This window comes from Aeromicrobium piscarium (assembly GCF_007421815.1).
In the GTDB taxonomy this organism is placed as follows: Bacteria; Actinomycetota; Actinomycetes; order Propionibacteriales; family Nocardioidaceae; genus Aeromicrobium; species Aeromicrobium piscarium.
Map to the genome: position 1 here is coordinate 148,956 of NZ_VLNT01000001.1, position 25,474 is coordinate 174,429.

The 25,474-nt window shown below is 69.0% G+C and carries 26 protein-coding genes and 1 riboswitch; of the genes, 17 read left to right on the plus strand and 9 right to left on the minus strand.

Features of this window, described 5'->3' with window-relative positions; genetic code table 11:
- The 4 genes from FNM00_RS00760 (at position 1) to FNM00_RS00775 (ending at position 3,530) form a co-directional block, all read left to right on the plus strand.
- Positions 1-849 (plus strand): SDR family oxidoreductase, encoded by an 849-nt coding sequence (locus FNM00_RS00760; RefSeq protein ID WP_143911107.1) that lies wholly within the window; start codon positions 1-3, stop codon positions 847-849.
- Positions 850-945: 96 nt separating this feature from the next.
- Positions 946-2,049 carry an S-(hydroxymethyl)mycothiol dehydrogenase gene (locus FNM00_RS00765; protein WP_143911108.1) on the plus strand — a complete coding sequence of 368 codons (1,104 nt, stop codon included), beginning with the start codon at positions 946-948 and terminating at the stop codon, positions 2,047-2,049.
- Positions 2,046-2,654: an MBL fold metallo-hydrolase gene (locus FNM00_RS00770; protein ID WP_143911109.1), complete on the plus strand. Its 609-nt coding sequence runs from the start codon at positions 2,046-2,048 to the stop codon at positions 2,652-2,654. The genes FNM00_RS00765 and FNM00_RS00770 overlap by 4 nt, the downstream gene beginning before the upstream one ends.
- A 132-nt stretch (positions 2,655-2,786) precedes the next feature.
- On the plus strand, positions 2,787-3,530 hold the full coding sequence (locus FNM00_RS00775; protein ID WP_143911110.1) for a sulfite exporter TauE/SafE family protein: 744 nt from the start codon (positions 2,787-2,789) through the stop codon (positions 3,528-3,530).
- A 12-nt stretch (positions 3,531-3,542) separates the two neighbouring features.
- Here FNM00_RS00775 and FNM00_RS00780 read toward each other — a convergent pair whose 3' ends face one another.
- Positions 3,543-4,109, minus strand: coding sequence for a hypothetical protein (locus tag FNM00_RS00780; RefSeq protein ID WP_143911111.1), 567 nt, complete (start codon positions 4,107-4,109; stop codon positions 3,543-3,545).
- 429 nt (positions 4,110-4,538) lie between these two features.
- Positions 4,539-5,513, minus strand: a complete 975-nt coding sequence (locus FNM00_RS00785) for an SDR family NAD(P)-dependent oxidoreductase (RefSeq protein ID WP_143911112.1) — start codon at positions 5,511-5,513, stop codon at positions 4,539-4,541.
- A gap of 173 nt (positions 5,514-5,686) precedes the next feature.
- On the opposite strand from FNM00_RS00785, the gene FNM00_RS00790 reads away from it, so the two are divergent.
- Genes FNM00_RS00790 through FNM00_RS00805 form a run of 4 tightly spaced genes read left to right on the plus strand, consistent with a single transcriptional unit; the run spans position 5,687 to position 9,239 of the window.
- Positions 5,687-6,823, plus strand: coding sequence for an SGNH/GDSL hydrolase family protein (locus FNM00_RS00790; protein WP_246065017.1), 1,137 nt, complete (start codon positions 5,687-5,689; stop codon positions 6,821-6,823).
- Positions 6,824-6,847: 24 nt separating this feature from the next.
- Positions 6,848-7,426, plus strand: coding sequence for a dCTP deaminase (gene dcd, locus FNM00_RS00795; protein ID WP_143911114.1), 579 nt, complete (start codon positions 6,848-6,850; stop codon positions 7,424-7,426).
- A 44-nt stretch (positions 7,427-7,470) separates the two neighbouring features.
- A complete protein-coding gene (locus FNM00_RS00800; protein WP_143911115.1) occupies positions 7,471-8,373 on the plus strand; it encodes a pseudouridine-5'-phosphate glycosidase in 903 nt (300 codons plus the stop codon).
- Positions 8,370-9,239, plus strand: a complete 870-nt coding sequence (locus FNM00_RS00805) for a carbohydrate kinase family protein (RefSeq protein ID WP_143911116.1) — start codon at positions 8,370-8,372, stop codon at positions 9,237-9,239. The genes FNM00_RS00800 and FNM00_RS00805 overlap by 4 nt, the downstream gene beginning before the upstream one ends.
- A 112-nt stretch (positions 9,240-9,351) precedes the next feature.
- Here FNM00_RS00805 and FNM00_RS00810 read toward each other — a convergent pair whose 3' ends face one another.
- Positions 9,352-10,116, minus strand: coding sequence for a methyltransferase domain-containing protein (locus FNM00_RS00810; RefSeq protein WP_185972907.1), 765 nt, complete (start codon positions 10,114-10,116; stop codon positions 9,352-9,354).
- 98 nt (positions 10,117-10,214) lie between these two features.
- On the opposite strand from FNM00_RS00810, the gene FNM00_RS00815 reads away from it, so the two are divergent.
- A complete protein-coding gene (locus FNM00_RS00815) occupies positions 10,215-10,532 on the plus strand; it encodes a DUF4342 domain-containing protein (protein ID WP_143911118.1) in 318 nt (105 codons plus the stop codon).
- Positions 10,533-10,729: 197 nt separating this feature from the next.
- Here FNM00_RS00815 and FNM00_RS00820 read toward each other — a convergent pair whose 3' ends face one another.
- The 4 genes from FNM00_RS00820 to FNM00_RS00835 all read right to left on the minus strand — a co-directional run bounded on the left by FNM00_RS00820 (position 10,730) and on the right by FNM00_RS00835 (position 16,841).
- Complete coding sequence (locus FNM00_RS00820) at positions 10,730-13,777, minus strand: (Fe-S)-binding protein (protein WP_143911119.1); 3,048 nt, start codon at positions 13,775-13,777, stop codon at positions 10,730-10,732.
- Positions 13,778-14,206: 429 nt separating this feature from the next.
- Complete coding sequence (locus tag FNM00_RS00825; protein WP_221933530.1) at positions 14,207-15,397, minus strand: MFS transporter; 1,191 nt, start codon at positions 15,395-15,397, stop codon at positions 14,207-14,209.
- A 176-nt stretch (positions 15,398-15,573) separates the two neighbouring features.
- A complete protein-coding gene (locus FNM00_RS00830) occupies positions 15,574-16,119 on the minus strand; it encodes an NUDIX hydrolase family protein (protein ID WP_143911120.1) in 546 nt (181 codons plus the stop codon).
- A 59-nt stretch (positions 16,120-16,178) separates the two neighbouring features.
- Positions 16,179-16,841 (minus strand): GOLPH3/VPS74 family protein, encoded by a 663-nt coding sequence (locus tag FNM00_RS00835; RefSeq protein ID WP_143911121.1) that lies wholly within the window; start codon positions 16,839-16,841, stop codon positions 16,179-16,181.
- Positions 16,842-16,896: 55 nt separating this feature from the next.
- Here FNM00_RS00835 and FNM00_RS00840 point away from each other — a divergent pair, with 55 nt between their 5' ends.
- Positions 16,897-17,274, plus strand: a complete 378-nt coding sequence (locus FNM00_RS00840; RefSeq protein ID WP_143911122.1) for an ankyrin repeat domain-containing protein — start codon at positions 16,897-16,899, stop codon at positions 17,272-17,274.
- A 15-nt stretch (positions 17,275-17,289) separates the two neighbouring features.
- On the opposite strand, the gene FNM00_RS00845 is transcribed toward FNM00_RS00840, so the two are convergent.
- Positions 17,290-17,913 (minus strand): hypothetical protein, encoded by a 624-nt coding sequence (locus tag FNM00_RS00845; protein WP_143911123.1) that lies wholly within the window; start codon positions 17,911-17,913, stop codon positions 17,290-17,292.
- A gap of 171 nt (positions 17,914-18,084) precedes the next feature.
- Positions 18,085-18,194: riboswitch (TPP riboswitch) on the plus strand.
- Between FNM00_RS00845 and FNM00_RS00850 the strand changes: the two genes are divergently transcribed.
- The 5 genes from FNM00_RS00850 to FNM00_RS00870 all read left to right on the plus strand — a co-directional run bounded on the left by FNM00_RS00850 (position 18,184) and on the right by FNM00_RS00870 (position 21,773).
- A complete protein-coding gene (locus FNM00_RS00850) occupies positions 18,184-18,795 on the plus strand; it encodes an ECF transporter S component (RefSeq protein ID WP_143911124.1) in 612 nt (203 codons plus the stop codon). Its footprint overlaps the riboswitch before it by 11 nt.
- A complete protein-coding gene (locus tag FNM00_RS00855) occupies positions 18,796-20,169 on the plus strand; it encodes an ABC transporter ATP-binding protein (RefSeq protein ID WP_143911125.1) in 1,374 nt (457 codons plus the stop codon).
- A 166-nt stretch (positions 20,170-20,335) separates the two neighbouring features.
- Positions 20,336-21,037: an energy-coupling factor transporter transmembrane component T family protein gene (locus tag FNM00_RS00860; protein WP_143911126.1), complete on the plus strand. Its 702-nt coding sequence runs from the start codon at positions 20,336-20,338 to the stop codon at positions 21,035-21,037.
- Positions 21,038-21,121: 84 nt separating this feature from the next.
- Complete coding sequence (locus FNM00_RS00865; RefSeq protein WP_143911127.1) at positions 21,122-21,427, plus strand: nucleotidyltransferase family protein; 306 nt, start codon at positions 21,122-21,124, stop codon at positions 21,425-21,427.
- Positions 21,417-21,773 (plus strand): HepT-like ribonuclease domain-containing protein, encoded by a 357-nt coding sequence (locus tag FNM00_RS00870; protein WP_143911128.1) that lies wholly within the window; start codon positions 21,417-21,419, stop codon positions 21,771-21,773. The genes FNM00_RS00865 and FNM00_RS00870 overlap by 11 nt, the downstream gene beginning before the upstream one ends.
- 88 nt (positions 21,774-21,861) lie before the next feature.
- Here FNM00_RS00870 and typA read toward each other — a convergent pair whose 3' ends face one another.
- Positions 21,862-23,727 (minus strand): translational GTPase TypA, encoded by a 1,866-nt coding sequence (typA, locus tag FNM00_RS00875; RefSeq protein ID WP_143911129.1) that lies wholly within the window; start codon positions 23,725-23,727, stop codon positions 21,862-21,864.
- 78 nt (positions 23,728-23,805) lie between these two features.
- Between typA and FNM00_RS00880 the strand changes: the two genes are divergently transcribed.
- Positions 23,806-24,165 carry a YciI family protein gene (locus FNM00_RS00880; RefSeq protein WP_185972908.1) on the plus strand — a complete coding sequence of 120 codons (360 nt, stop codon included), beginning with the start codon at positions 23,806-23,808 and terminating at the stop codon, positions 24,163-24,165.
- Positions 24,166-24,181: 16 nt separating this feature from the next.
- Complete coding sequence (locus FNM00_RS00885) at positions 24,182-25,411, plus strand: RNA polymerase sigma factor (RefSeq protein ID WP_143911131.1); 1,230 nt, start codon at positions 24,182-24,184, stop codon at positions 25,409-25,411.
- Positions 25,412-25,474 lie beyond the last annotated feature (63 nt).

Genomic DNA, 25,474 nt, shown 5'->3' on the forward strand with positions numbered 1-25,474 from the left:
ATGTCCGCAGCGCACATCGCCGTCACCGGCTCGACAGGGGCAGTGGGAGGCCTGGTCGCCCGCGCCCTGAGCGAGGCGGGCGAGCCGACTCGTCTGCTCGTCCGGGATCCAGCACGGGCGCCGCGCCTCGAACGCAGCGATGTCCGCGAGGCGTCCTATGGCGATCGAGACGCGGTGGGTCGCGCGCTCGACGGGGTCTCCACCGTCTTCATGGTGTCCGCGGCGGAGAGCGCCGAGCGTCTGGAGGAGCACCGCACCTTCATCGACGCCGCTGCCGCCGCCGGTGTCGAGCATGTCGTCTACACCTCCTTCCAGGGGGCGGCCCCCGATGCCACGTTCACGCTCGCCCGCGACCACTGGGCCACCGAGCGGCATCTCGAGGACTCCGGGATGGCGTGGACCTTCCTGCGCGACAGCTTCTATCTCGATCTGATCCCGCTATTCGCCGGAGACGACGGCGTGATCCGTGGACCGGCCGGCGAGGGCCGTGTGGCCGCGGTGGCCCGCCACGATGTCGCCGCCGTCGGGACGCGCGTGCTCCTCGACGGCACCTCCCACCGGGATATGAGCTACACGCTGACCGGACCCGAGGCGCTGACCCTCGCCGAGATCGCCGCGACCGTCACGCGGGTGACCGGCCGGGAGGTGAGCTTCCACGACGAGACGATCGAGGAGGCCTACGCCTCGCGCTCGGTCTGGCCGGCGCCGCAGTGGCAGTACGACGCCTGGGTCAGCACCTACACGGCGATCGCCCGCGGCGAGGTCGCCGAGGTGAGCGGAGATGTCGAACGTGTCACCGGTCGCGCACCGTTGAGCCTCGAACGGGTGCTGCGTTCGGCCGAGCGCTGAGGGCGTCTACGGGTCGCCCTCCCTGATCGCTCATCCGCGCGGCGGCGTGGGAGGATCGAAGAAGCCCCTATCGACCTGGACTTCGAGGAGAGAACCGTGAGCAACAGCCAGACCGTCAAGGGTGTCGTCGCCCTGAAGAAGTCCGAGCCCGTCAGCGTGGTCGACATCGTCATCCCGGCGCCCGGGCCCGGTGAGGCGGTCGTCCAGGTGCAGTCCTGCGGTGTCTGCCATACCGACCTGCACTACCGCGAGGGCGGCATCAACGACGAGTTCCCCTTCCTGCTGGGACATGAGGCCGCCGGTGTCGTGGAGTCGGTGGGCGAGGGCGTCACCGAGGTCGCGCCGGGTGACTTCGTCGTGCTGAACTGGCGCGCCGTCTGCGGCGACTGCCGCGCCTGCGACCGGGGCGAGCCCTGGTACTGCTTCGCGACCCACAACGCCACGCAGAAGATGACGCTGACCGACGGCACCGAGCTGAGCCCGGCACTCGGGATCGGCGCCTTCGCCGAGAAGACCCTCGTCGCGGCCGGCCAGTGCACCAAGGTCGATCCCGAGGCGCGCGCGGCGGCTGTCGGCCTGCTCGGCTGCGGCGTGATGGCCGGGGTCGGTGCGGCCATCAACACTGGCGCCGTTACGCGTGGCAAGAGCGTCGCCGTCATCGGCTGCGGTGGTGTGGGGGCGGCGTCGATCGTCGGCTCGGCCCTCGCCGGAGCGTCGCCGATCATCGCCGTGGACATCGACGACCGCAAGCTCGAGACCGCTCGCGAGCTCGGAGCGACTCACACGGTCAACAGCAGCCAGGTCGATCCGGTCGAGGCGATCCGCGAGATCGTCGGCCATGACGGCTCGGAAGGTGCCGACGTCGTGATCGAGGCCGTCGGCCGTCCTGAGACCTGGAAGCAGGCCTTCTACGCCCGCGACCTCGCCGGTGTGCTCGTCCTGGTCGGCGTTCCCACCCCGGACATGACGGTGCCCGACATCCCGCTGATCGACGTCTTCGGCAGGGGCGGCGCGCTCAAGTCCAGCTGGTATGGCGACTGCCTGCCCAAGCGGGACTTCCCGATGCTCGTCGACCTCTACCGGCAGGGCCGTTTCGACCTCGACGCCTTCGTGACCGAGGAGATCGGCATCGGCGATATCGAGGCCGCCTTCGAGAAGATGCACCACGGCGACGTCCTGCGTTCGGTCGTGGTCCTGTGACCGCGCGTGTCGAGAAGGTGGTGACCTCGGGGCAGTTCAGCCTCGACGGCGGCAGCTGGGATGTCGACAACAATGTGTGGATCGTCGGTGACGACTCCGAGGTCATCGTCATCGACGCCCCCCACGATGCCGCCGCGATCGCGGCGACCGTAGGGGAGCGGCAAGTCCTCGCCATCGTGCTCACGCATGGGCACAACGACCACATCAATGCGGCGGTCGAGCTGCGTGACCTGACCGGTGCTCCGATCTGGTTCCCCTCGGCGGACACGATGCTCTGGGAGGCCGAGAACACCGAGGCGTCACCGGATCACGACCTGACCGACGGCACCCGCTTCACGGTGGCCGGCAGTGAGCTCGTCGCCATCGCGACTCCCGGGCATTCGCCGGGCAGCACCTGCCTCTACTCGGCGGATCTCGGCGTGGTCTTCAGCGGGGACACCCTGTTCAACGGCGGTCCCGGCGCCACGGGTCGTTCCTACTCGGACTACGACACGATCGTGGCCTCGATCAAGGAGCGCCTGTTCGCGCTGCCCGAGGACACCATCGTCCACACCGGACACGGTGACGACACTCGGATCGGCGACGAGAAGTCCGCCCTGGAATGACCTCCCCCGGCGGGCGGTGAGTAGGCGTCCGTTCCCGACCAGCGAGCGGTGGGTGAGCGTCCGATGACCTCGGTGAAGGGACTCCTACCCACCGCTCGCTGCGGAGTGACAGGTGGCGCGTAGGGTCATCGGGTGTCGGTCGGCCTGATAGCGGTACTCGTGGCGGTATTCGCCGGGGCTATCGCCCAGCGAATCGCCGGTCTCGGCTTCGCCCTTCTCGTCGCGCCGTTCCTGGTGATGCTGTTGGGGGCGCACGAGGGTGTGATCGTGGTGCTCGTCTGCGGCCTCGTCTCGTCCACGATCATCATGGCCCGGGTCTGGGCCGAGGTCGAATGGTCCTCCCTGTGGTGGCTCGCCGTGCCGGCCGCCGTGGCCACGATCCCGGCCGCCTTCGTGGCGCGCTGGCTGCCGCCCGCGCCGCTGTCGATCGTCGTGAGCCTGCTGGTCCTGGTGGCGCTCCTCGTCTCGCTGCTGCTCCAGCGGACGACGCTGGCGATCCGCGGACGACTCCCGATGGGCCTGGCCGGCGTCATGTCGGGGGCGACGAACGCACTCGCCGGGGTGGGCGGTCCGGCCGTGAGCGCATATGCGGTGATGTCGCGGTGGCCACAGCGTGCGTTCGCCGCCACCCTCCAGCCGTACTTCGTGCTCACCAATATCGTCGCGCTGACCGTCAAGTTCGCCGTGGATCCGGCACAAAGTCCCTCCTTCGGGGTGACGATCTGGCTGGCGATCGTGGCTCTCATCGTCGCGGGTGTCGTGGTGGGCGATCGGTGCCAGCGCTACGTGCGCGACCACCACGCGCGCATGGCGCTGATCGTCATGTCATTCATCGGAGCTGTGGCCGCGCTCGCCAAGGGGCTCGTTGACCTGTAGGGCGGCCGCGACTCACGGCCCGGTCGCCGCATCGGCGAGGCAGTGATCGAGAGTGTCGGCGCTCAGGTCCGGGGTCTGATCGGCCCGTCTCAGGAAATGCTCCGACAACGCCTCCGGGCCGATCCCGAGGTAGCTCGCGTACCGGTGGATCAGCACCCGGCCCTGAAGGACGCTCATCGTGTCGAACTCCGCGATCCGCCGGCTCGCCTCGCGCCCCGGGGCGTCCTCACCGATGGAGGGGTCCGGCGACAGATCGAACATGGGCCCCTTCACGACGCGTTGCTCGCCAGTACGGCTGACCGTGCGCAAGCCCATGTAGGTCGGTCTCTGCCGCGCCTGCACCGTGACGACATCGTGGATGAAGGTGAGATGCTCTCCTTCGAGCAGACGGGCCCAGAGGGCGAAGATCCGCGGATGATCGACATGCTTGGCGTGGGCGATCGCGAGCTCGCGCGTCAACTCCGCCTCGGGGGTCTCGTAGCCGTGGAGCGCCCAGATCTCGTCGGACCAGCGCCAGATATTCGCCGCCGGGACCCACAGGACCTCATGGGCACGCACGGTGAGGTCGGGGACCGTCACGGATCACTCCTCGCGCAAGCTGATGTGCGCAGAGGAACTGGCTGACTCACCGCACGGACGCAGACAGTGAAGCACCCACAGGGAGCATGACGCCAGTCAGCACCGGTTCGGCAGGCGAGCGGTGGGAGGTGCCAGTAGCTTTTCGCCATGCCCTCGGCTGCTCCGCGACGATCGATGCTGCCGTGCGTGTGCGGAGCGATGGGCCGTATCCACGGTGCTCAGCCCGGGCGCGTGGTCACCACCTCGTGGGATGCCGACCGGTTCTTCGAATGCTCTTGTGGCGGACTGCGGCGCCTCGAGCCCGGCATCGGCCGGCGGCCTTCTGACCTCTCCATCCCGCTGGCGGTAGGTGGTCAACGTTGTCGGCGTCGGGCGGGGTTGATGCAGTACCGCCACCACGAGGGAAGCGTTGATGGCCTACCGCCAGGCTCAGCTGTCGAGCCCCGCGGCGGAGCGACAGTAGCGCCAGACCCGGTCCGTCAGGTCCCAGGAGGTGTGGTGCCAGGGCAGGAAATCGGTCGGGCGAGGACGGCGATCCTGCCAGAAGTCGCCGGTCGCCCAGGCCGCCTCGGGCGCGGCGACGAGCCAGACGGCCGTGTCGGCGCCCTGCTCGGCGGTTCGGAGAATCGGTTTGACGACCGCGGCGAACCCCGGCAGCGAGTCGGTGATGCCCGGAGTATCGGCCCAGCCCGGATGCATGGCATGGACGACGATGCCGTCGGCGCCCATCAGCTCGGCCTCGCGCTGCGCCGCGACGACCTGCAAGCGCTTGGTGCGGGCGTAGGCGCGGGTGCCGTTGTACTCCCCACGCCGGTACTCGGGATCGGCGACGAGCTCCTCGGTCAGCGGAGCGGAGTACATGCCTCCCGAGGACATCCAGACGATCCGGGCGTCGCCGTCCTCGTGGAGCCTGGGTTGCAGGAGGTCGTCCATCAACACCGGTCCGAGCACATGGGTGGCCAGCGCCAGTTCGTGACCCTGAGCGCTCTCGGAGCGCTCCGGGGGCATGACGCCGGCGCTGTGCACCACGGCGTGGATCGACTCCTCGACGGTCAAGCACCACGATCGGACGGCGTCGAGATCGCTCATGTCGCATTCGTCGATCACCAGATCGGCGTTCGGCAGGCTCCGGTGAATCGCCCGCGCGGCCTCCTCCAACCGTGATGCGGTCCGTCCGATGAGCCGCACGCGGGCTCCGAGCTGGGCCACACCGGCGGCGGTGGCGCGCCCGAGCCCGGAGCTCGCGCCGGTGACGATCACCGTGCGGCCCGCCAGCGACCCGGGAGCGGGGGAGGGCGGGAGCCATGGCTGTCGGGCGTACCAGCCGATCGAGGAGTATCCGAGCACCAGGGACTTGTCCAACAGGGTCTCGGCGGCACGCACCAACGGCGAGGGGACGGGCATGCGATCAGCCTAGGAATGTTCGCCGTCTCGCGCAGACCGTCGGCGGGGGGCGGTTGCTGGCCCACCCTCACCTGGGGGCGGGCGGTAGACGGTCAACCCCATCGGAGTCCGGTGAGGTTGACCGTCTACCGCCGGGTCGAGATGACGGCTGCCGCGCGTGGAAGACTGGCCCGGTGACCGACTGGATCGATGCCGTCCTCGACACGAGTCTCGTACGAGGAGCCGCGGAGCTGGAGCAGACCGACCGGGGCCTGCTGATCCACCGCCTTCCCGCGCATGCGCGGGCCCTCGCCGACCCTCAGCTCGCGATGGTCGAGGAACAGCCCGCCGGTGTCCGCGTGGCCTTCCGCACCCGGGCCGATCGGGTCGTCATGACCGCGCACCGCACCACGGTCGAGTTCGCCGGGGTCCCACCGCGCCCCGACTCCGCCTACGATGTCGTCGTCGACGGAGAGCTGATCGAGCGGATCGCCTCGACGGGCGGCGACCGCCGGGTCCTCGATCCCTCGATCGGGGGCGTCGAGACCCACGACGGGCCTGCCACGGTCCTCGACATCAAGCTGTCGTCCGGGGAGCACGACGTGGAGATCTGGCTGCCGCACTATGAGCGGCTCGAACTGATCGGGCTGCGCGCGGACGCCCCCGTGCAGCCGCTGCCGCCCCGGACCACGTGGCTGCACTACGGCAGCTCGGTGAGCCAGGGATCCAATGCGATCCATCCGACGGACAGCTGGCCGGTCGTGTCGGCGCGCGCAGCCGGCGTCGACCTTGTCAATCTCGGGTTCGGCGGCAGCGCGCTGCTGGACCCCTTCGTGGCACGGGTCATGCGTGACACCCCGGCCGACGTCGTCAGCGTCGAGCTCGGCATCAACATCGTCAACGCGGACCTCATGCGCCGGCGCGCGTTCGGCCCGGCCGTCGACGGGTTCCTCGACACGATTCGCGACGGGCACCCCGACGCCCCGCTGCTGGTGGTCTCCTCGGTCTACTGCCCGATCCACGAGAAGACTCCCGGGCCGGGGGCCTTCGATCCGGAGGAGTTCGCCGTGGGACGGCTGGCGTTCCAAGCCACGGGAGATCCCGAGGAGGTCGCCGCCGGCCGCTTGACGCTGGAGGTCGTCCGTGAGGACCTGCGGCGGATCGTCGATCGACGGCGGGCCGATGACCCGCATATCGCGTATCTCGACGGCCTGGAGCTGTTCGGCCCGGTGGACCATGAGCGCGAGCCGTTGCCGGACCGCCTGCATCCGACCGCGGCGGCACACCGGCTGATCGGTGCCCGATTCGCCGATCACGGCCTCAGCCGCTGATCCGCGATGCGTTAGGTTGAGCACGTGCTGCTCTCCGACCGCGACATCATGGCCCAGATCGATGGCGGACGTGTCGCCCTCGACCCGTTCGAGCCGACGATGATCCAGCCGTCGAGCATCGACGTGCGTCTGGACCGGCTGTTCCGGGTCTTCGACAACCACAAGTACCCGCACATCGATCCGGCCGCCGACCAGTCCGATCTCACTCGCCCCGTCGAGGTGGAGGGTGAGGATGCCTTCGTGCTGCACCCGGGCGAGTTCGTCCTCGGCTCGACCTATGAATACGTCACGCTGCCCGATGACATCGCGGCCCGGCTGGAGGGCAAGAGCTCGCTCGGGCGCCTCGGCCTGCTGACCCACAGCACCGCCGGCTTCATCGACCCGGGCTTCGGCGGCCACATCACGCTGGAGCTGGCGAATGTCGCCACACTCCCGATCAAGCTCTATCCGGGCATGAAGATCGGGCAGCTGTGCTTCTTCCAGCTCTCGTCCGCCGCCGAGCATCCCTACGGCTCGGAGAAGTACGGCTCGCGCTACCAGGGCCAGCGTGGCCCGACCCCGTCGCGCTCGCACGCGAACTTCTACCGCACCGAGATCGGCTGACCCGGGCGTCCGCGCTCTCCGGGGCTGGTCGATAGCCTCGTCGGGTGAAGGTCGATCTGTCTCCCGATGTCGCCGATGCCCTCGTCCACGGCCACCCGGTGGTGGCCCTGGAGTCCACCATCATCTCCCACGGCCTGCCGCGGCCGGACAATCTCGTGGCAGCGCGGGAGTTCGAGCAGATGCTGCGCGAGGTGGGTGTCACACCCGCCACGGTCGCGGTGCTCGACGGCCGGCTCAAGGCAGGCCTGACCGAGGACGAGCTCGAGCGCGTCGCGAATGAGGACATCGTCAAGCTCTCCGTGCGCGATCTCCCGATCGCCGTCGGCACGGGCGCGAGCGGCGCCACCACGGTCGCGGCGACCTCGTTCATCGCGGACCGCGCCGGCATCCGGGTCTTCGCCACGGGCGGTCTCGGCGGCGTTCATCGAGGCGCCAGCCAGAACTTCGACGAATCGGCTGATCTCACCGTACTGTCGCGGGTGCCGATCACGGTGGTGTCGGCGGGGGTCAAGTCGATCCTCGACATCGGCGCGACGCTCGAACGCCTGGAGACCCTGTCGATACCGGTGCTCGGCTATCGGACCAGCGAGTTCCCGAGCTTCTGGCTCGCGGGCTCGGGTCATGAGCTGGACTGGAGCGTCCCCGATGCCGACGCGGTGGCCGCGGTGATGACCGCGCGCGACGAGCTCGGTGAGGCTGCCGGGATCCTCGTCGCCAACCCGCTGCCGCTCGACCAGCAGCTCGACCCGAGGCTGCACGACGACGCGCTCGCGGAGGCGCTGAGCCGAGCCGCGGATGAGGGACTGAGCGGGAAGGACGTCACGCCCTTCCTGCTGCAGACGATCGTCGACATCACCGGCGGCGAGAGTCTGCGGGTCAATCTCGACATCGCCCGCAACAACATCCGGGTGGCGGCGGAGATCGCCACCGCCTGGGCGAGCCGATGATCCTCGTCGTCGGCGATGTCGTGGACGACATCGGGGTGCGTCCGCTCGAACCCGTGACCCCGCGCAGCGACACCAATGCCGAGATCCGGATGACGGCAGGCGGCTCGGCAGCCAACACCGCCGCGTGGCTCGGCCACCTCGGGACGCCCACGCGTTTCGTCGGCAAGGTCGGCGCGGACGGCCTCGAACGGCATGGTGACGCGCTGCGGAACGTGGGGGTGGACGCACGGCTCGTCGCCGACCCGCTTCTGCCGACGGCCACGATCGTGCTGACCCTCGACGCGGAGGGCGATCGCACGATGTACGTCGACCGCGCCGCCAACACGACCCTGTCGGTCGACGACATCGACGAGGCGGTGTGGGACGGCGTCGACTGGCTGCATCTGACCGGCTACACGTTCTTCGATCCGGAGACCCGGCCGGTTGCCACGGAGCTCGTCCGCATGGCCCGTGAGCGGGGCGTCGGGGTGAGCGTCGATCCGAGCTCGACGGGCTTCCTGCGGCAGTGCGGGGTGGAGGACTTCCTCGGCTGGACGGCGGGAGTCGACCTCGTACTGCCGAATATCGACGAGGCACGGTTGCTCGCCGGGGCGACCGGGCCCGTGGTCGACTTCGACGCGCTGGCGACCGCCTACCGGCATGTGGTGGTGACGCTGGGGGTGATGGGGGCGGCCTATGTCGACGCCCAGGACCGCACCCAGGTGACCGCCCCTCGCGTGCAGGTGCTGGACACGACGGGTGCGGGAGACGCCTTCACCGCGGGCTTCCTCGCCGAATGGGTGCGGACCCGCGATCCGCGGGCGTCGCTCACCGCCGGCACCGCGACCGCCGAGCGCTGCATCACGATGCGTGGCGCCCGCCCCTAGCGTCCCAACGGGTCGCCTCACGGAGGATGTGATTTCGCGGTCGTCATAGCAACCACGGAATTACATCTTCCGTCACCGCCCGGGGCCCGAACGCCGAGCCCCGAGGCGCGGGTCATCCGCCGCGCTCGACGACGACGAAGACCCGTCGGAAGGGCAGGACCGTCCCATACGGCCGCGGCGGGTACGCCTCGCGGAGCGCGGCGCGATATTCCCGCCCGAAACGCGCGCGCAGCTCCTGTGGCAGCGCTTGGAGCACCGGACGGGCGCCGGTGCTCCAAGCGCACTCGAAGACCGGGTCCGGGCCGGTGAGCACGTGTAGATAGGTCGTCTCCCAGGCATCGACCCGGTGACCCTGCCCGGTCAGGTCGTCGAGATACACGTCCGGGCCCGCGGCGTCCGGCCGTTCGATCCCGGTGGTGTGCGCGGCATAGGGTTCCCGGCCGGCTAGCTCGTGCAGGATCGCATGACTCGGGGCGTCGAAATTGCCCGGTACCTGGAAGGCGAACCGGCCACCGTCTCGCAGCCGCCCGATCAGCTCGGGCAGCAGCGAACGATGTCCGGGCACCCACTGGAGCGCCGCGTTGCTGACGATGACGTCGACGGGCCGCTCGGGACGCCAGGTGGCGATATCGGCCTGGAGGTAGGTCGTGGACGGGTCATCGTGACGGGCCCGCTCGATCATCTGCGGCGAGGAGTCGATGCCGGTCACCTCAGCCTCGGGCCAGCGTCCGCGCAGGATCGGGGTGAGGTTGCCGGCGCCGCAGCCCAGATCGACCACGGTGGAGGCTGGGCCGGGGACACGGGCGATGAGATCGGCGAACGGACGGCTCCGCTCGTCGGCGAAGCCCAGATACTGCGGCGGGTCCCAGTCGCTCACGGAGCCACCGTACGTCGGATCGACGCGTGCTGGTGGCCCTGTCATGCTGAAAGTACCCGACGATGAGGCCCCGCGACGGGCCGATGAGGAGCGTGACGATGAGCGAGTCCCATGACACCCGTACGCGGTACGAGGAGTTCAAGGTCTCCGGAGACGGCTTGGTCGCCAAGGTGCGCGAGCTGATCCGCGAGGGCAATGTCCGGCGTGTCTTCATCAAGAACGAGAAGGGCGATGTCCTGTTGGAGATCCCGCTGACCGCCGGCGTGGCGGTGACCGCGCTCGCGGCGATGGTCTCGCCGGTGCTGGTGGCGGTCGGCGCGATCGCCGCGCTGCTCACCCAGGCGACGGTGGGCGTCGAGCGCCGCGTGTCGGCCGATGACGAGCCCGGCGACGATCACGTGGTCGTCGAGGACTGACACCTCGCGGTGGCGGTAGGCCATCAACCTCATCCCGCGAGCAGCGGTAGCTGGTCAACGTTATCGAGCCGCGATGAGGTTGACGGTCTACCTCCAGCGCACGCGAAGGGTTGACGGTCTACCTCCACCCGAGGCTCGCGCTATGAGGACGGCCCCACACCAATCGGTGTGGGGCCGTCCTCATGTGGCAGAACCGGTCAGGACTTGTCGTCGTCCTCGTCGGCCGCCGCCTGGGTGGCGCTGTCGCTCAGCTCGCTCCCGGAGGGATTCTCCTCGCTCAGCTCGGCGACATCCTCGGCGACCGGATCGGGCTCGGCGCCCTCCTCGACCGGGGTGATCGCACCCCGCTCCTCCTCGCGGGCGGAGTCGTCGTCGGCCGTGGGGGAGTCGTCGAAGATCTCCTCGGCCGGCGACTCGTCAGGATCGTTCTCCTTGGTCGCCGGGATCTCGGGACGATCGTCCTTCGAGGGGACCGACTCCTCCTCGGGGTCGGTGGCGTCACCGGCCTCCGGCTCGGGATCGGGCGTGGGTTCTTCGTCGGCGGCGGTGGACTCGGCGGTCGTCAGAGTGTCGGACACGTTCTCAGTGTCCTCCGCCTCCGTCGACTCCGCAGGCTCCTCGGTCTCCGAGGCCTCCTGCTCGTCGGCGGGCGCGGGCGTCGCCTCCGCCTCGGTGGGCTCCGCGGCAGCAGTCTCGGAATCGTCGGCAGACTGCGCGGCCTCCGGCTCCTCCGACTCGGCCTCGGGCTCCTCCTCGGAGGGAGGCTCCACGGCGCCGTGGCCCTTGCCTTCGTCGTCGACGGCGATATTGCTCTCCGCCGCGACCGCGACGTCCTCCTCGCGTCCGGCCGAGACCGGCTCGTCGAGATCGGCATTCGCCTCCGGCTCCGCCTCACCGGTCTCGGTCGCCTCAGCGGCCGCACCGACATCGGCGGTATCGGTGAGGGTCTCCGGGTCGGCCTCGGCCGCGGCATCGGGCTCGGCCTCGGTGGCCTTGTCCTCGTCCCCGCCGCCGGTGGCAGCGGCAGCGGTGGCGGCCTCCGCCTCGCTCACGATGGCCTCGGACTCCTCAGCGCTCGGCTCGCGCTTGACCGAGGCGAGCAGCATCTGCGCGACGTCGAGCACCTCGACCTCGACGCGAGCCTCGCCATCGGCCTGCTTGGCGGTCAGGCCATCGGAGAGCATGACGCGGCAGAAGGGGCAGCCCACGGCGATCTGGTCGGCGCCGGTGGCGATGGCCTCCTCGGTGCGGTTGATGTTGATGCGCGAGCCGATGGTCTCCTCCATCCACATGCGCGCACCGCCGGCGCCGCAGCAGAAGGACTTCTCACTGTGTCGCGGCATCTCGGCGTAGGTCGAGCCGGGGATCGCGCCGAGCAGCTCGCGCGGCGGCTCGTACACCTGATTGTGACGGCCCAGGAAGCACGGATCGTGGTAGGTGATCGTCTTCTCGGCCTCACCGGCGCCCGGGGCGACCGGCTGGAGCTTGCCCTCGCGCACGAGGCGGTTGAGCAGCTGCGTGTGGTGCACGACCTCGAGCTCGACGCCGAACTCCTTGTACTCGTTCTTCAGCGTGTTGAAGCAGTGGGCGCAGGTGGAGACGACCTTCTTGACCTTGGTCTCCTTGAAGACCTCGACATTCTCCATCGCCAGCTGCATGAAGACGATCTCGTTGCCGGCGCGGCGAGCGGAGTCGCCCGTGCAGGTCTCGCCATCGCCGAGCACCGCGAAGTCGACACCAGCGATGTTCAACAGCTCGGCCACCGCCTGGGTGGTCTTCTTGGCGCGATCCTCGAAGGCGCCGGCGCATCCGACCCAGAACAGCCACTCGACCTCGTCGAGGCTCTCGATGTCCTCGCCGACCTGCTTGACCTCGAAGTCGAGGTCCTTGGCCCAGTCCATCCGGTTCTTGGGGTTCATGCCCCACGGATTGCCCTTGCGCTCCAGGCCCTTGAAGATGTTGTTCAGCTCCGTCGGGAAGTTCGACTCCACGAGCACCTGGTAGCGGCGCATGTTGTCGATGTGGTCGACGTGCTCGATGTCGACGGGGCACTGCTGGACGCAGGCGCCGCAGTTGGTGCAGGACCACAGGACATCAGGGTCGATGACGCCGAAGAGGTCCTCGTCGCCGATCAGCGGACGCTCCAGCTCGCGCTTCTCGTCCTCGGTGAGGGTGTCGGCGTCCTTCTCCAGCAGCGGCACCTTGGCGTAGGCGTGCTCGCGCAGGCCCATCATGAGCAGCTTGGGCGACAGCGGCTTCTCGGTGTTCCAGGCGGGGCACTGGCTCTGGCAGCGGCCGCACTCGGTACAGGTGGTGAAGTCGAGGATGCCCTTCCAGGAGAAGTCCTCGACCTTGCCGACGCCGAGCTTCTCGAAGTCCTCCTCCTCGAGATCCTCCATCTTCTCCATGTCGAGGCGCTCGCCGTTGAGGTAGAGCGGGACGAGCCCGCCGAGCGCGGTGCCGCCGTCGACCTCGCGCTTGAAGTAGATGTTGAACCAGGCGCTGAATCGGTGCCACGCGACACCCATCGAGATGTTGCGGGAGATGACCGCCAGCCACACCATCGCCATGAGCACCTTGGAGAGCGCGAGCAGCACGATCAGGGTCTCGGTGCCGCTGCCCGACAGGCCTCCGAAGAGGGTCTCACCGATCCAGCCGGTCAGCGGGAAGTGCGCGAAGTTGGCGTGGTCGGAGCCTTCGGTCTGCAGCAGCCGGTACTCGGCGGCGCGGATGAAGACACCCGCCAGGCCCTCGCCGAGGATGATGAGCTCGACGAAATAGGCCTGCCAGAAGGTGGAGCCGAAGAAGCGGCTCTTGCGGTCGAGCTTGCGGGGGTGGTTCTTCTGGCGGATGTAGATGAGCGCCGCGATACCGATGACGGTCAGCCAGGCGAGGAGGTCGGTCAGCCAGATGAAGGGGTACCAGGTGCCGATGATCGGCAGCAGGAAGTGGGGGTCCCAGACCTGGAAGTAGCCGCTGAGCACGGCGGTGCTGAGGTAGATGAACCCGGCGAACACGAACCAGTGCATGACGCCGACGAAGGTCCACTGCAGCATACGCGTGTGGAGCACCGTCTCCTTGAGCATGGTGCCGATGCGCTTGGCGGGCTGATCGCTGCGGCCGACGGCCGGCTGCCCGGCGCGGATGATCCGCAGCATCTTGCGGATGCCCACCACGGCCAGGTAGACGGCGACCGCGGTGACGGCGAGCGAGATGATGCCCGCTACGAGGGAGATCGTGCTCATGCCGCCACCGCCTCAAGGAAACCGCACGATAGGCGGTGCCGGCATGAGGTGGAGCCCATTGTTCGCTCGCTGCGCTCGCTCATGCCGCCACCGCCTCAAGGAAACCGCACGATAGGCGGTGCCGGCATGAGGTGGAGCCCATTGTTCGCTCGCTGCGCTCGCTCATGCCGCCACCGCCTCATCGATGAAGCGACAGGCCGGTGCCGGCGTGAGGAGATGCGGGTCGCTCACTCGCTGGCGCTCGTTCATGAAGATCCTCCGGTTCGGACCGTACAGATGGTGCCGACACTAGCGCCGCCTGAGCGACCTGCCTCACTAAGGCAAGCCAAACACCACGATGCGATGGTCGACGTGAGTCGATGTTACCCGAGGGTAATCAGGTGAGCCCAGAGCGGGCGACGATCGGCTGGAAGCTCCTGTCGTGCATGTTCATCTCGGCTGGCCGGCTGTCATGGGAGCGGCTTCCTCGCGCGGAACGAGAGCCACAGCCACCGCCGCGAACACTGCCACACCGCCGAAGGCCCACCCGTAGCCCGCATGCGTGACCACTACCCCGAGCAGCGGTGGCACGGCGGCCGCCGTGAGGTACTGACCGGTGTTCTGCAGGCCGAAGGCGCGCCCGGACCAGAACGCCCCAGCTCGTTCGGCGACGGCGGTGAAGGCCAGTCCGTTGTCGGAGACCGTGACCACCGTCGCGACCACCGCGACGACGATGCCGACGGGTGAGGACTGCGCCACGCCGAGCACGACCATGACCAGAGTGGCCGCGACCGCGATCCAGCGCAGCGGACGCAGTCGTGATCCGAGCCGGTCGGACCACCAGCCCGCGACGATCCGTCCCGCAGCCGAAAGGGCATGGGTCGCTCCGACGAGGATCGAGGCGGCCGCTACCGACCAGTCGTGGACGTCGACCAGCCACAGCAGGAGGAAGGTCCACACCGCGTACTGGGGGATCACCAGGAGTGCCGAGGCGAGGTGGATCCGCAGGAGCACGGCATCCTGCCGGTACGGGTTGGCGGCCCGTGCCTCGGCTCCGGGCGTCGGGCGTGGGGGTCGCGGCGGATCCACGATGAGCAGTGCGGCGAGCGTGGCGAGGAGCGACACCGCCGCCACCACGACGCAGGCGGCACGCAGGCCGGCCCCGGCGACGGTGTTGGGAATGATGAGCGCGGCAGAACCGACGCCGAGGGGGAGAGCGGTCTGCCGGATGCCCATCGCCAACCCTCGCCGCTGGGCCGGGAACCAGCCGACGACGAGCCGGCCGCTCGCGGCATTGGTGCTCGCGACCCCGACACCGCAGAGGAAGAACCAGAGGGAGAGGGCGCCCAGCGACGATGTCGTCGTCGTTCCGATGGCACCCAACGTCACGAGGCTCAGACCGGCCAGCATGGCGCGGCGTTCGCCATACCGGTCCACCACGAGCCCCCAGGCGACGAGCGTCAGCATCGTGCCCACGGCGGGGGCCGAGGCGAGCGCACCGGCGCTCACCAGGCTGACGCCCTGAGAGAGGTGGAGGTACGGAATGAGGAACGGCGGCGTGCTGATGACGAGCGTGCCTGCCCACTGTCCGGCCATCCCGACCATGAGCATCAGCCAGGGGTTGACGGGGCGACGGGTCACCCCCTCATCGTCGCAGGCGGCTCAGAGACGGCCGCTCGGACCTGCGGAGGACGCGATAAGCCATCAACCTTTCGGCCTCGGTACAGGTGCGTCATCGACGTTATCGGGCGCCGATGGGGTTGATGACCTACCGCCGCTGGGCGGGTGACGTCGTCGACGCGGGCGGTACGCCAGCGTTACACGGGCACGCCGAGGTGGGCGAGCGCCTGCTTCAACAGGTGCCCGCGGCCGCCCTCGAGCTGATCGAGCACGGCGGGGCTCGCGGCGTCCTCGGGGGTCAGCCAGGACAGCTCGAGCGCGTCCTGCCGCGGGGCGCATTCACCCGTGACGGGGACGACATAGGCCAGGGCGACCGCGTGCTGGCGGGGGTCGTACATCGGGGTCACGCCGGGAACGGGCAGGTACTCGGCGACCGTGAACGGCGTGACGGTGGCTGGGAGGCGCGGGAAGGCGGTGGGCCCGAGATCCTTCTCCAGATTGCGCATGAGAGCGCCGCGGACGGACTCACCGTGGAGCACGCGCCCCGAGACCAGGGTGTGGACGATATCGCCGGTCTGCGGCGAACCCCGCAACAGGAGTCCGATGTGCTCGACCTGCCCGAGCGCGTCCACGCGCACGGGCACGGCCTCGACGTACAGGATCGGGACGCGCGACCGCGTCTCGTCGAGCTGGAACTCCGACAGCCAGCCGGGATTCGGGTCAGGGGTACGCACCGAAGACATGTCCCCATTGTGGTGGACGGGTCCACCGATGGAACGGTGACGCGGCGGTGATTCGGACCTCAGGAGCTCGTGGTGGCGATGATCGTGGGGGTGAAGACGGCGACGGCGAGGGCCGTCTGCGTCTCCGTGATCGCGTCCTTGACGCCTGCGCTGGCCCAGTCCCCGGCGCTGACGGCTTCGGCGGCGGCCTTCGCGGGCTTGCGCTCCTCGCGGCTGGTCACCAGCTTGAGCTGGTCGCTCGCCTGGAGCAGGCCGATGAGCGGACCGGAGGTGGCGTCGACGGGCAGCCCCTGTAGGAGGGTGCCCCGCACGCGGGCGATGAGGTCCTCGCGGCGGACGATGTCGACCACGTCGTAGCGTCGCAGCTTGAAGCCGAGAATGCTCTCCTGCCGGTCACGGACCTGTCCGGCGCCGACGAGGCGGCGATAGGCGTTCTGGACGCCGTTCTTTCCGAGCCGGCTCACGGCGTCGCTCGCTTTGCGGGTCTTGCCGTCGCGCATGCGAGCGAGCGCATCCTCCACCTCCGGCTCGGGATAGGGGGAGCCGTCGAGCACACGGACGCGCACCTTCTTGGCCGTTCCCTCGACGGCCAGTCGCCGCGCCGCGACCAGTTCGAGGAGGTGGGCCCCGCCGATGATCGCGTCGTTGTCGACACTGCTCAGCGTCAGCTTGTGGGTCGTCGGATCGGTGGCCACCAGCACGAGATCGGTCGCGATGCTCATGGTCCGAGCCTAGAACGGAGCGCCGTGGCACGCTGAGGGTCGTTATCCTGGCGCGATGGCCACCGAACCCGATCCGAAGCTCGTCGAACTCGCGCACCAGCTGTTCGATGATGCGCGTGCCGGACACGACGAGCGGCTGGGCGCCTATGTCGATACGGGAGCCCCGGTCGATCTGACCGATGCGAGCGGCAACACGCTGTTGATGCTCGCGGCCTACCACGGCCATCCGGCTGCGGTGGCGGCGCTCGCCGAACGCGGGGCTGATGTGAACCGGCTCAACGATCGTGGACAGAGTCCGCTCGCCGGGGCGATCTTCAAGGGTGAGGACGAGGTCGTGCGGGTGCTGCGAGAGCACGGCGCCGACCTCGACGCCGGGACCCCCTCCGCGCGGGCTACGGCCGAGATGTTCGGCCGCCCCGATCTGCTGGAGTGACACAGCGCCCCTGAATCACGCGACAGGCTTCGACGCGAGGAGCTGAGGCACGCGGGATGTCTCGGCGATGTGATCTCCGAGCGGTCTGCCCACGCGCAGCGCGATGTCGAGTAGCCGAGCGTGGTCCTGAGCTAGGTCGCGTCCGTGGATCGGCTCGTGATGGGCGATTCGATTGCGCAGTCGCCGCATCTCATTCAGTTCCGCGTGCAGCCTCCGGCGACGGACCGGTCCGTCGAAGGCATGGCGGAGAGCGGGTTGCCACAGGCGACGGTTGTACTCATCGGCGAGAAGGGACCACCAGAAGCCGAAGGGCAACTCTGCCACGACCTTCCCGTGAGACGCGGTGGTCCCGCCCGCTCGGCTCCGGGCGATGGCGACCACCGCACGGGACCGTTTCGTGAGACGTGACCGATCGCTCGTCAGCCAGTCGTCCCCCACCCGCTCCTTTGCCGCCCCGTCGAGCGCATTGCGGAGTCCGACCTCGAGGTAGTGGAGCGATTCGAAGAAGGCTGAGCTGATGGAGGTGTTCCAGTCGTAGAGGGTCAGGGCCTTCGGCCAGTCGCCGGCTGAGACGGCGAGGTAAGGATGCATCCGAGCAGGTGAGAGCAGGGCGTGGATCGTCCATGGATCGCGGATCACGGTGATCTCCTCCGTTGGTCCTGTCTGCTCGGGAGCGTAGACTTCGACTCAGACAGAGAGCCCCGGGACGAACGGCGTAGCGGCGTCAGCCAGCGAACCCCCCCGGGGCCTCGTCGTTCTCACGGAGGGATGGTGCTCCCGCCTCGCTGAGCTTCCGGTGTACGGTGGGTGGCACAACGACAGGGGAGCGCCAAGCAGAGGGCGCTGAGAGTGCGGAGAAGCCGCAGACCCTTGAACCTGCTCCGGTTAGCACCGGCGAAGGGAGTCACGATGAGTTCTGCAACCCGTTCATCGATCGATCTGCGGTACCGCACCATCGATCTCGTCACCATCGCCACCTTGGGCGTCGCCTTCGGCGTCGTCTTCTGGGCCTGGGGCAAGCTCTACGAGCCGATCAGCAATGTCGCGCTGTTCGCCTTCCCGCCCTCCTCGGCATTCCTCGGCGGCGTGTGGCTGCTCGCGGGCGTGGTCGGCGGCCTGATCATCCGTAAGCCCGGGGCCGCCTTCGCCACCGAGTTCATCGCGGCCGCCGTGTCCGCGATCATCGTCGGCGGCACGCAGTGGGGGTTCAGCGTCTTCGCCTCCGGTCTCTTCCAGGGGCTCGGCGCCGAGCTGGTCTTCCTGCTGTTCTTCTACCGGCGGTTCGGCATCGGGGTCGCCGCCCTCGCCGGCGCGATGGCCGCGGCCTTCGAAGCGGTCTACGAGTGGTTCTCGTACTACGCCGACTGGGATTTCGGCTACAAGCTCGCGCACCTGGGCTTCTTCGTCGCCTCGGGCGTCCTGGTGGCCGGCGTGGGCGGCTGGGCGTTGACGCGAGCGTTCGCCAAGGCGGGTGTGCTCGACTCCTTCGCCGCGGGACGCGAGAACACCGTCGAGGTCTAGGTGAGCCGCGGAGCCGCGCGCTTCCGCGGATTCTCCTGGCGCCCGGTCGGGCGCAAGCGGGCGACGATCGCCGGAGTGGAGCTGAGCATCCGCGCGGGGGAGCGTGTGCTCGTGGTCGGGCCGAGCGGCAGCGGCAAGTCGACCCTGCTGCACGCGCTGGCCGGTGCCCTCGGCACGACGATCTCCGGAGAGGCGACGGGCGAGGTCGAGGTCGACGGACGGCTCGGGCTCGTCCTGCAGAATCCGGCGGATGCGATCGTGGCCGAGCGGATCGGCCGCGATGTCGCGTTCGGGCCGGAGAACCTGGGGCTGCCTCGCGACGAGATCTGGCGTCGGGTCGATGTCGCGCTCGAGGCGGTGGGGCTGGAATACGACCGGGACCGGTTCGCCTCGGCGTTGTCCGGGGGCGAGCAGCAGCGGCTCGTGCTCGCCGGGGTGCTCGCCACCGAGCCGGACCTCGTCCTGCTCGACGAACCGACGTCGATGCTCGACTCTGCAACGGCGAGTCAGGTACGCGATGCGGTCATCGGCGCCCTCGGCGACCGGACTCTGCTCGTGGTGGAGCATCGTTTCGAGCCGTGGCTGGATCACGTGGATCGCGTGGTCGCTCTCGCGCCTGGTGGGACGGTCGCGTTCGACGGCACGGTGGAGGGGTTCCTCGCATCGAGCGGTCAGCCGGGGCTCTGGATGCCGGGTGCACCGCCGCCCCAGCCCTTCGACGTCCCGCTCGACCTGGTGAAACCGGTCGCCGATCCCGATCCTGTGGTGGCCCGTGACCTGACGGTCGAGTTGGTGACCCGGACGATCCGCGGATCGCGACGTTCGACCGCGTTGAGCGGCTTCGACGCGCGAGTCGATCCCGGCCGGGTCCTCGCGGTGACCGGTCCGAGCGGATCTGGCAAGTCGACCGCGCTCGTGGCGATGACGGGTCTGGTGCGTCCGCGGTCGGGAACGATCGCACCGGACCTCGGCCGCCTCCGCTCGCCTGATCTGGCCCGGCGGATGGGCTGGGTGCCGCAGAATCCGGAACTCGGGTTCTTGACGACCTCGGTGCGTGAGGAGATCTCGAGGACGGCGACGGCCCTGGGAGCATCGGTCGACGTCGACGCGCTGCTCGAGCTGGTGGGATTGGCGCGTCTCGGGCCCTCGCATCCCTATCGATTGTCCGGTGGTGAGCAGCGACGCCTGGCGATGATCAGCGCGCTCGCACACCGGCCCGGGCTCGTGGCGCTCGACGAGCCGACGGTCGGGCAGGATCGCGACACCTGGGCGATGGTGACCGGCTGGTACACGGCCGCCGCCCGCGCCGGCGCCGCGGTCGCGCTCGCCACCCACGATCCAGATGCTCCCCGCGACATGGAGGTGGTCCTGTGATCGTCCTCGCCGATGCCCGCCCCGAGACGCGGGATGTGACTCCGTGGTCGTCCTGGCGACCGTCGAGTCACATCCTCCGTCGGCTCGCTGCGGACGATTGGATTCCGTGGTCGCTATCGCTGCCACGGAGTCACATCTTCGGTCCGCTGACGCGGGGGTGGGGGTCATGAGGGCGTGGGTGACGCGGGTGAACCCGCTGGTGCTGCTGGCGGTCGGCGCCTGCTCGCTGATCGGCTCGTTCGCGATCCGCTCGCTGCCGACCGCGCTGACCGCGGTCGGGGCCTACGCGGTGGCGGCGCTCCTGTTGTTGCCGACGTGGCGATATCCGCTGCTCTGTCTAGCGTTCTCGGGTTTCGCGGCGGCGACGATCGTCTACTCGACCTGGCGCCTCGGAGGCCAGGACACCGAGACCGCCGTGGTCGCGGGCCTGCGTATCCTCGTGCTCGCCTGGCCCGGCTCGGTGGTGGTCGGCTTCCTCGATCCGGGCCGTCTCGGTGACTACGCTGCTCAGACCCTGCGGCTGCCCGCCCGACCAGTGGCGGCGTTCTCAGCGGCGCTCCAGCGCTTCGCCGGATTCGCGCAGACCTGGACCGATCTCGAGCGCACCCGCCGCGCTCGCGGCGTCGCCCCAGGGCGGAATCCGGTCGCGATGACGAGATACAGCGGCTCGATGGGCTTCGCGCTGTTGGTGCAGGCGCTGCGGGGCGCATCGTCATCGTCGATCGCGATGGACGCCCGCGGCTTCGCCTCGGCGAGAACCCGCACCTGGGCCGAGCCCGCCACCTGGACCAGGCTCGACCTCGCCGGCCTCACCCTCGCAGCAGTCCTCGGCGCCCTCCCCATCGTGCTCTACGCGTTGGGTTCGTAGACACCCCGGCATCGGGTAGACGCCGAGAACGCACCCGCCGGATGAGACCTGTTCGGCGGACGACGATGGTGGGAGACTAGGAACATGAGTGCGGCCGCCCCTCTCGACCTCGCGGCGATCAGGCGCGCCTGTGAGCGCCACGGGGTGCGACGACTTCGACTGTTCGGGTCGGCACTCTCGGATCGTTTCGACCCAGCGCGCAGCGACATCGACTTCCTGGTGGATTTCTTCCCCGGCCGGGGCGATGCGTTCGGCGACTACTTCGGACTACGGGAGGAGTTGGTCGATATCACCGGCCGTGAGGTTGATCTGGTGGTTGCTCGCTCCGTACGGAATCCGTACTTCAAGGCCTCCGTCTTGGAGACCGCGAAGGACGTCTATGCGGCGTGAGTCGCCGGCCCACGTCTGGGATGCCGTCGAATCCGCCACTGCGGTCCGTACGTTCGTCGCGGGTAGGACGGAGTCTGAGTTCCTGAGCGATCTGTTGCTGCGTTCCGCCGTGGAACGGCAGCTCGAGATCCTCGGCGAGGCGTTGAATCGGCTCCGTCAGATCGATCCGGAGACGGCGACGCGGATACCCGACCTCAGACGGATCATCGGGATGCGCAACGTGATCGCCCACGAGTACGGGACCGTCGACTATGAGATCGTGTGGTCCGCGGTCACCACGCGTGTTCCCGAGCTGATCGGATTCCTGCAGTCTCTGTTGGAGGAAGCGCCAACCACACTGGAATGATCGCGGTGACTTTTGCCGGGTTGTGGCCCCGACACGCCGAGTCCCGGGGGTCATAACCCGGCAAAAGGTGGCCCCGGAGGGGCGGACCCTAGCCCCGCTTGCGGGAGGCGCGGGCGCGGTCGCCAGCGTTGAGGATGACCTTGCGGATCCGCACATTGGTGGGCGTGATCTCGACGCACTCGTCCTCGCGGCAGAACTCCAGGCTCTGCTCCAGCGACAGCTTCTTCGGCGGGATGAGCTTCTCGAAGTTGTCCGAGGTCGCCGAGCGGATATTGGTCTGCTTCTTCTCCTTGGTGATGTTGACGTCCATATCGTCATCACGGGAGTTCTCGCCCACGATCATGCCCTCGTAGACCTCGGTACCCGGCTCCACGAACAGCGTCCCGCGCTCCTGCAGCGAGGTCATCGCGTACGACGAGGCCGCGCCCGCGCGGTCGGCCACCAGCGAGCCGGACGGACGCGTGGAGATCTCGCCGAACCACGGCTCATAGCCCTCGAACACATGGTTCGCGATGCCGGTGCCGCGGGTATCGGTCAGGAACTCGGTACGGAAGCCGATGAGGCCGCGCGAGGGCACCAGGAACTCCATGCGCACCCAGCCGGTGCCGTGGTTGACCATCTGCTCCATCCGGCCCTTGCGCACCGCGAGCAGCTGCGTGACGGTGCCGAGATAGTCCTCGGGGATGTCGATGGTGAGCCGCTCGACCGGTTCGTGCAGCTTGCCGTCGACCTCGCGGGTGACCACCTGCGGCTTGCCGACGGTCAGCTCGAAGCCCTCGCGGCGCATCTGCTCGACGAGGATCGCGAGCGCCAGCTCACCACGACCCTGCACCTCCCACGCGTCCGGACGGTCGGTGGGCAGCACGCGGATCGAGACATTGCCGATGAGCTCGGCGTCGAGGCGGTCCTTGACGAGTCGCGCGGTGACCTTGGTGCCCTTCTCGCGTCCGGACAGCGGCGACGTGTTGGTGCCGATCGTCATCGAGATCGCCGGCTCGTCGACCGAGATGAGCGGCAGCGCCACCGGGTTCTCCGGATCGGCCAGCGTCTCACCGATCATGATCTCGGGGATGCCCGCGATCGCGACGATATCGCCGGGGCCGGCCTTCTCACCGGGCTTGCGCTCCAGCGCCTCGGTCACCAGCAGCTCGGTGATCTTGACCCGGCTGACGCTGCCGTCGCGCTTCATCCACGCGACCTGCTGGCCCTTGTTCAGCTCGCCGTTCTTGACGCGCACGAGCGCGAGGCGGCCGAGGAAGGGCGAGGAGTCGAGGTTGGTGACGTGGGCCTGGAGCGGCGCGCCCTCGTCGTACTCAGGTGCCGGGACGTAGTCCATGATCGTCTGGAACAGCGGGATCAGGTTGTCGTTCTCGGGCAGTCCGCCGTCGGCCGGCTGCTCGGTCGAGGCGCGACCGGCCTTCGCCGAGGCGTAGACGACCGGGAAGTCGAGGGCGTCGTCGGCCGCGTCCTCGGGCAGCAGGTCCATGAACAGCTCATAGGCCTCGTCGACGACCTCGCTGATGCGGGCATCGGGACGGTCGACCTTGTTGACCACGAGGATCACCGGCATCTTGGCCGTCAGCGCCTTGCGCAGCACAAAGCGCGTCTGCGGCAGCGGGCCCTCCGAGGCATCGACCAGCAGCACGACCGCGTCGACCATCGACAGACCGCGCTCCACCTCGCCGCCGAAGTCGGCGTGGCCGGGGGTGTCGATGATGTTGATCGTGACGCCGCCCTCGGCACCGGGTCCCTCGTAGCGGACGGCGGTGTTCTTCGCGAGAATCGTGATGCCCTTCTCGCGTTCGAGGTCGCCGGAGTCCATGACCCGTTCGGTCACTTCCTGGTGTTCGGCGTAGGCGCCCTGCTGCTGCAGCATCGCGTCGACGAGGGTGGTCTTGCCGTGGTCGACGTGGGCGACGATGGCGACATTGCGGAGGTCAGAGCGTGTGGGCACTCAGAAATCTTATGTCGGGCTGTCGAATTCTCCGACGTCGCACCGTCACAGTGGTGACCGATGAGGAAAGGAACGACCATGACCACGCACTACATGATCCTCTTGCCGGGCGGTGAGGACGCCTGGAAGCAGATGACCGCCGAGCAGCGCGAGGTGGCATATCAGCGGCACCGCGACTTCGCCGAGCAGCTCACGGCCCGAGGGCACGAGATCACCGGAGGGGCCGAGCTGGAGCACTCCGAGCATGCCCGAGTCGTCCGGGCCGAAGGTGACGGCCATGTCGTCACCCAGGGCCCGTATACCGAGACGACCGAGCAACTGAGCGGGTTCTACCTGGTGGCCACCGATGATCTCGACGACCTCCTCGACGTGTGCCGGTTGATGGCCTACGACGGCGGTGTCGCGGAGGTCAGACGCCTCCTCGACGAGGAGTCCTGAGCAGGCGGCCGAGCTGATGGACGAGCAGGCGGTCGAGCGCGCCTGGCGCGAGCACTGGTCCAGGCTGTTGGCGCTCCTCACCGCCCGGTTCGAGCGGGTCGATCTCGCCGAGGACGCCCTTGCCGAGGCCTTCGCCGCCGCGGCGCGTACGTGGCCGGCGGACGGGACGCCCTCGTCTCCGGCCGCGTGGCTGCATCGTGTGGCGCAGCGGGAGGCGATCGACCGGCTGCGGAGCGAGGTGGCCGGCCATCGGGCGCTGGCGCGCGCCGCCGACCTGCTGACCGAGCGGTGCTCCGATGAGCTTCCGGAGGCCGTCGATGATGAGATGCTGCGGCTGATCTTCCTCGCCTGTCACCCGCAGGTGCCGCACCATGCCCAGGCCGCTCTCGCCCTGCGATGGGTGCTCGGGCTGCGCACCGAGCGGATCGCCGGACTCTTCGCGATCTCCACCCCGACGATGGCGGCCCGCCTCACCCGGGCGCGACAGCGTGCGGTCGCTGCTCCGGATGGTCTCTCCCTGCCGTGGGGCGCCGCACTCGATGAGCGTCTCGCGGGTGTCCTGCGGACGATCCACCTGTTCTTCACCAGCGGTTACGCCCCCGATGAGGGCGAGGAGGTGGTGCGGCCGTCGATCTGTGCCGAGGCCGTGCGTCTCGTGGCGGTGCTCGACGACCTGCTGCCCGGGCGCACGGACATCCGAGCGTTGCGGTCGCTCCTGGAACTCCAGCATGCGCGCCGGGAGGCACGGGTCGATGCCGCCGGCGACCTCGTCCTCCTCGCCGACCAGGACCGTGAGCGGTGGAAGCATGCGGAGATCGATACCGCGATGACCCGGCTGCTGACCTTGGGACCCGACACAGGTCTCGCCGAGGAGCTGCGTCTCCAGGCCTTGATCGCGGGCGTCCACGCCGTCGCCCCCAGCGAGCAGCAGACCGATAGACGGTTGCTGCTGGTCTTCTACGACCGGTTGTGCGCGCTGAGCGGCGACGATCCGGTGGTTCGTCTCAATCGCGCGGTGGTCCACGCGCGCGTGCACGGGGCGCGTCGAGCGCTCGCCGAGCTGGGTGAGGTCGAGCCGCGCGACCACCGGATGCTCGGGGCTCTCGCGGAGCTCAGGGTCGATGCGGGCGAGACCGATCGTGCTCGCGAGCTGTTCGGACGGGCTGCCGCGACGTGCGGGTGCGCTCCGCTGCGTCGCCACTATCGCCGCAGAGCCACGGAGCAACCGCGCGTCGCGGACCGATGATGATGCGTGACGGTTGCCATGGCTGTCCCAACGCATCATCATCGGTTACCACCGGGATGCTCA

Excerpts from the sequence above, each read along its gene's own strand:
- FNM00_RS00760 (WP_143911107.1), top strand. The coding sequence starts at position 1 with ATGTCCGCAGCGCACATCGCCGTCACCGGCTCGACAGGGGCAGTGGGA.
- FNM00_RS00785 (WP_143911112.1), bottom strand. The coding sequence starts at position 5,513 with ATGCCCGTCCCCTCGCCGTTGGTGCGTGCCGCCGAGACCCTGTTGGAC.
- FNM00_RS00805 (WP_143911116.1), top strand. The coding sequence starts at position 8,370 with ATGATCCTCGTCGTCGGCGATGTCGTGGACGACATCGGGGTGCGTCCG.
- FNM00_RS00815 (WP_143911118.1), top strand. The coding sequence starts at position 10,215 with ATGAGCGAGTCCCATGACACCCGTACGCGGTACGAGGAGTTCAAGGTC.
- FNM00_RS00820 (WP_143911119.1), bottom strand. The coding sequence starts at position 13,777 with ATGAGCACGATCTCCCTCGTAGCGGGCATCATCTCGCTCGCCGTCACC.
- FNM00_RS00830 (WP_143911120.1), bottom strand. The coding sequence starts at position 16,119 with ATGTCTTCGGTGCGTACCCCTGACCCGAATCCCGGCTGGCTGTCGGAG.
- FNM00_RS00835 (WP_143911121.1), bottom strand. The coding sequence starts at position 16,841 with ATGAGCATCGCGACCGATCTCGTGCTGGTGGCCACCGATCCGACGACC.
- FNM00_RS00840 (WP_143911122.1), top strand. The coding sequence starts at position 16,897 with ATGGCCACCGAACCCGATCCGAAGCTCGTCGAACTCGCGCACCAGCTG.
- FNM00_RS00850 (WP_143911124.1), top strand. The coding sequence starts at position 18,184 with ATGAGTTCTGCAACCCGTTCATCGATCGATCTGCGGTACCGCACCATC.
- FNM00_RS00860 (WP_143911126.1), top strand. The coding sequence starts at position 20,336 with ATGAGGGCGTGGGTGACGCGGGTGAACCCGCTGGTGCTGCTGGCGGTC.
- FNM00_RS00865 (WP_143911127.1), top strand. The coding sequence starts at position 21,122 with ATGAGTGCGGCCGCCCCTCTCGACCTCGCGGCGATCAGGCGCGCCTGT.
- FNM00_RS00870 (WP_143911128.1), top strand. The coding sequence starts at position 21,417 with ATGCGGCGTGAGTCGCCGGCCCACGTCTGGGATGCCGTCGAATCCGCC.
- FNM00_RS00880 (WP_185972908.1), top strand. The coding sequence starts at position 23,806 with ATGACCACGCACTACATGATCCTCTTGCCGGGCGGTGAGGACGCCTGG.
- FNM00_RS00885 (WP_143911131.1), top strand. The coding sequence starts at position 24,182 with ATGGACGAGCAGGCGGTCGAGCGCGCCTGGCGCGAGCACTGGTCCAGG.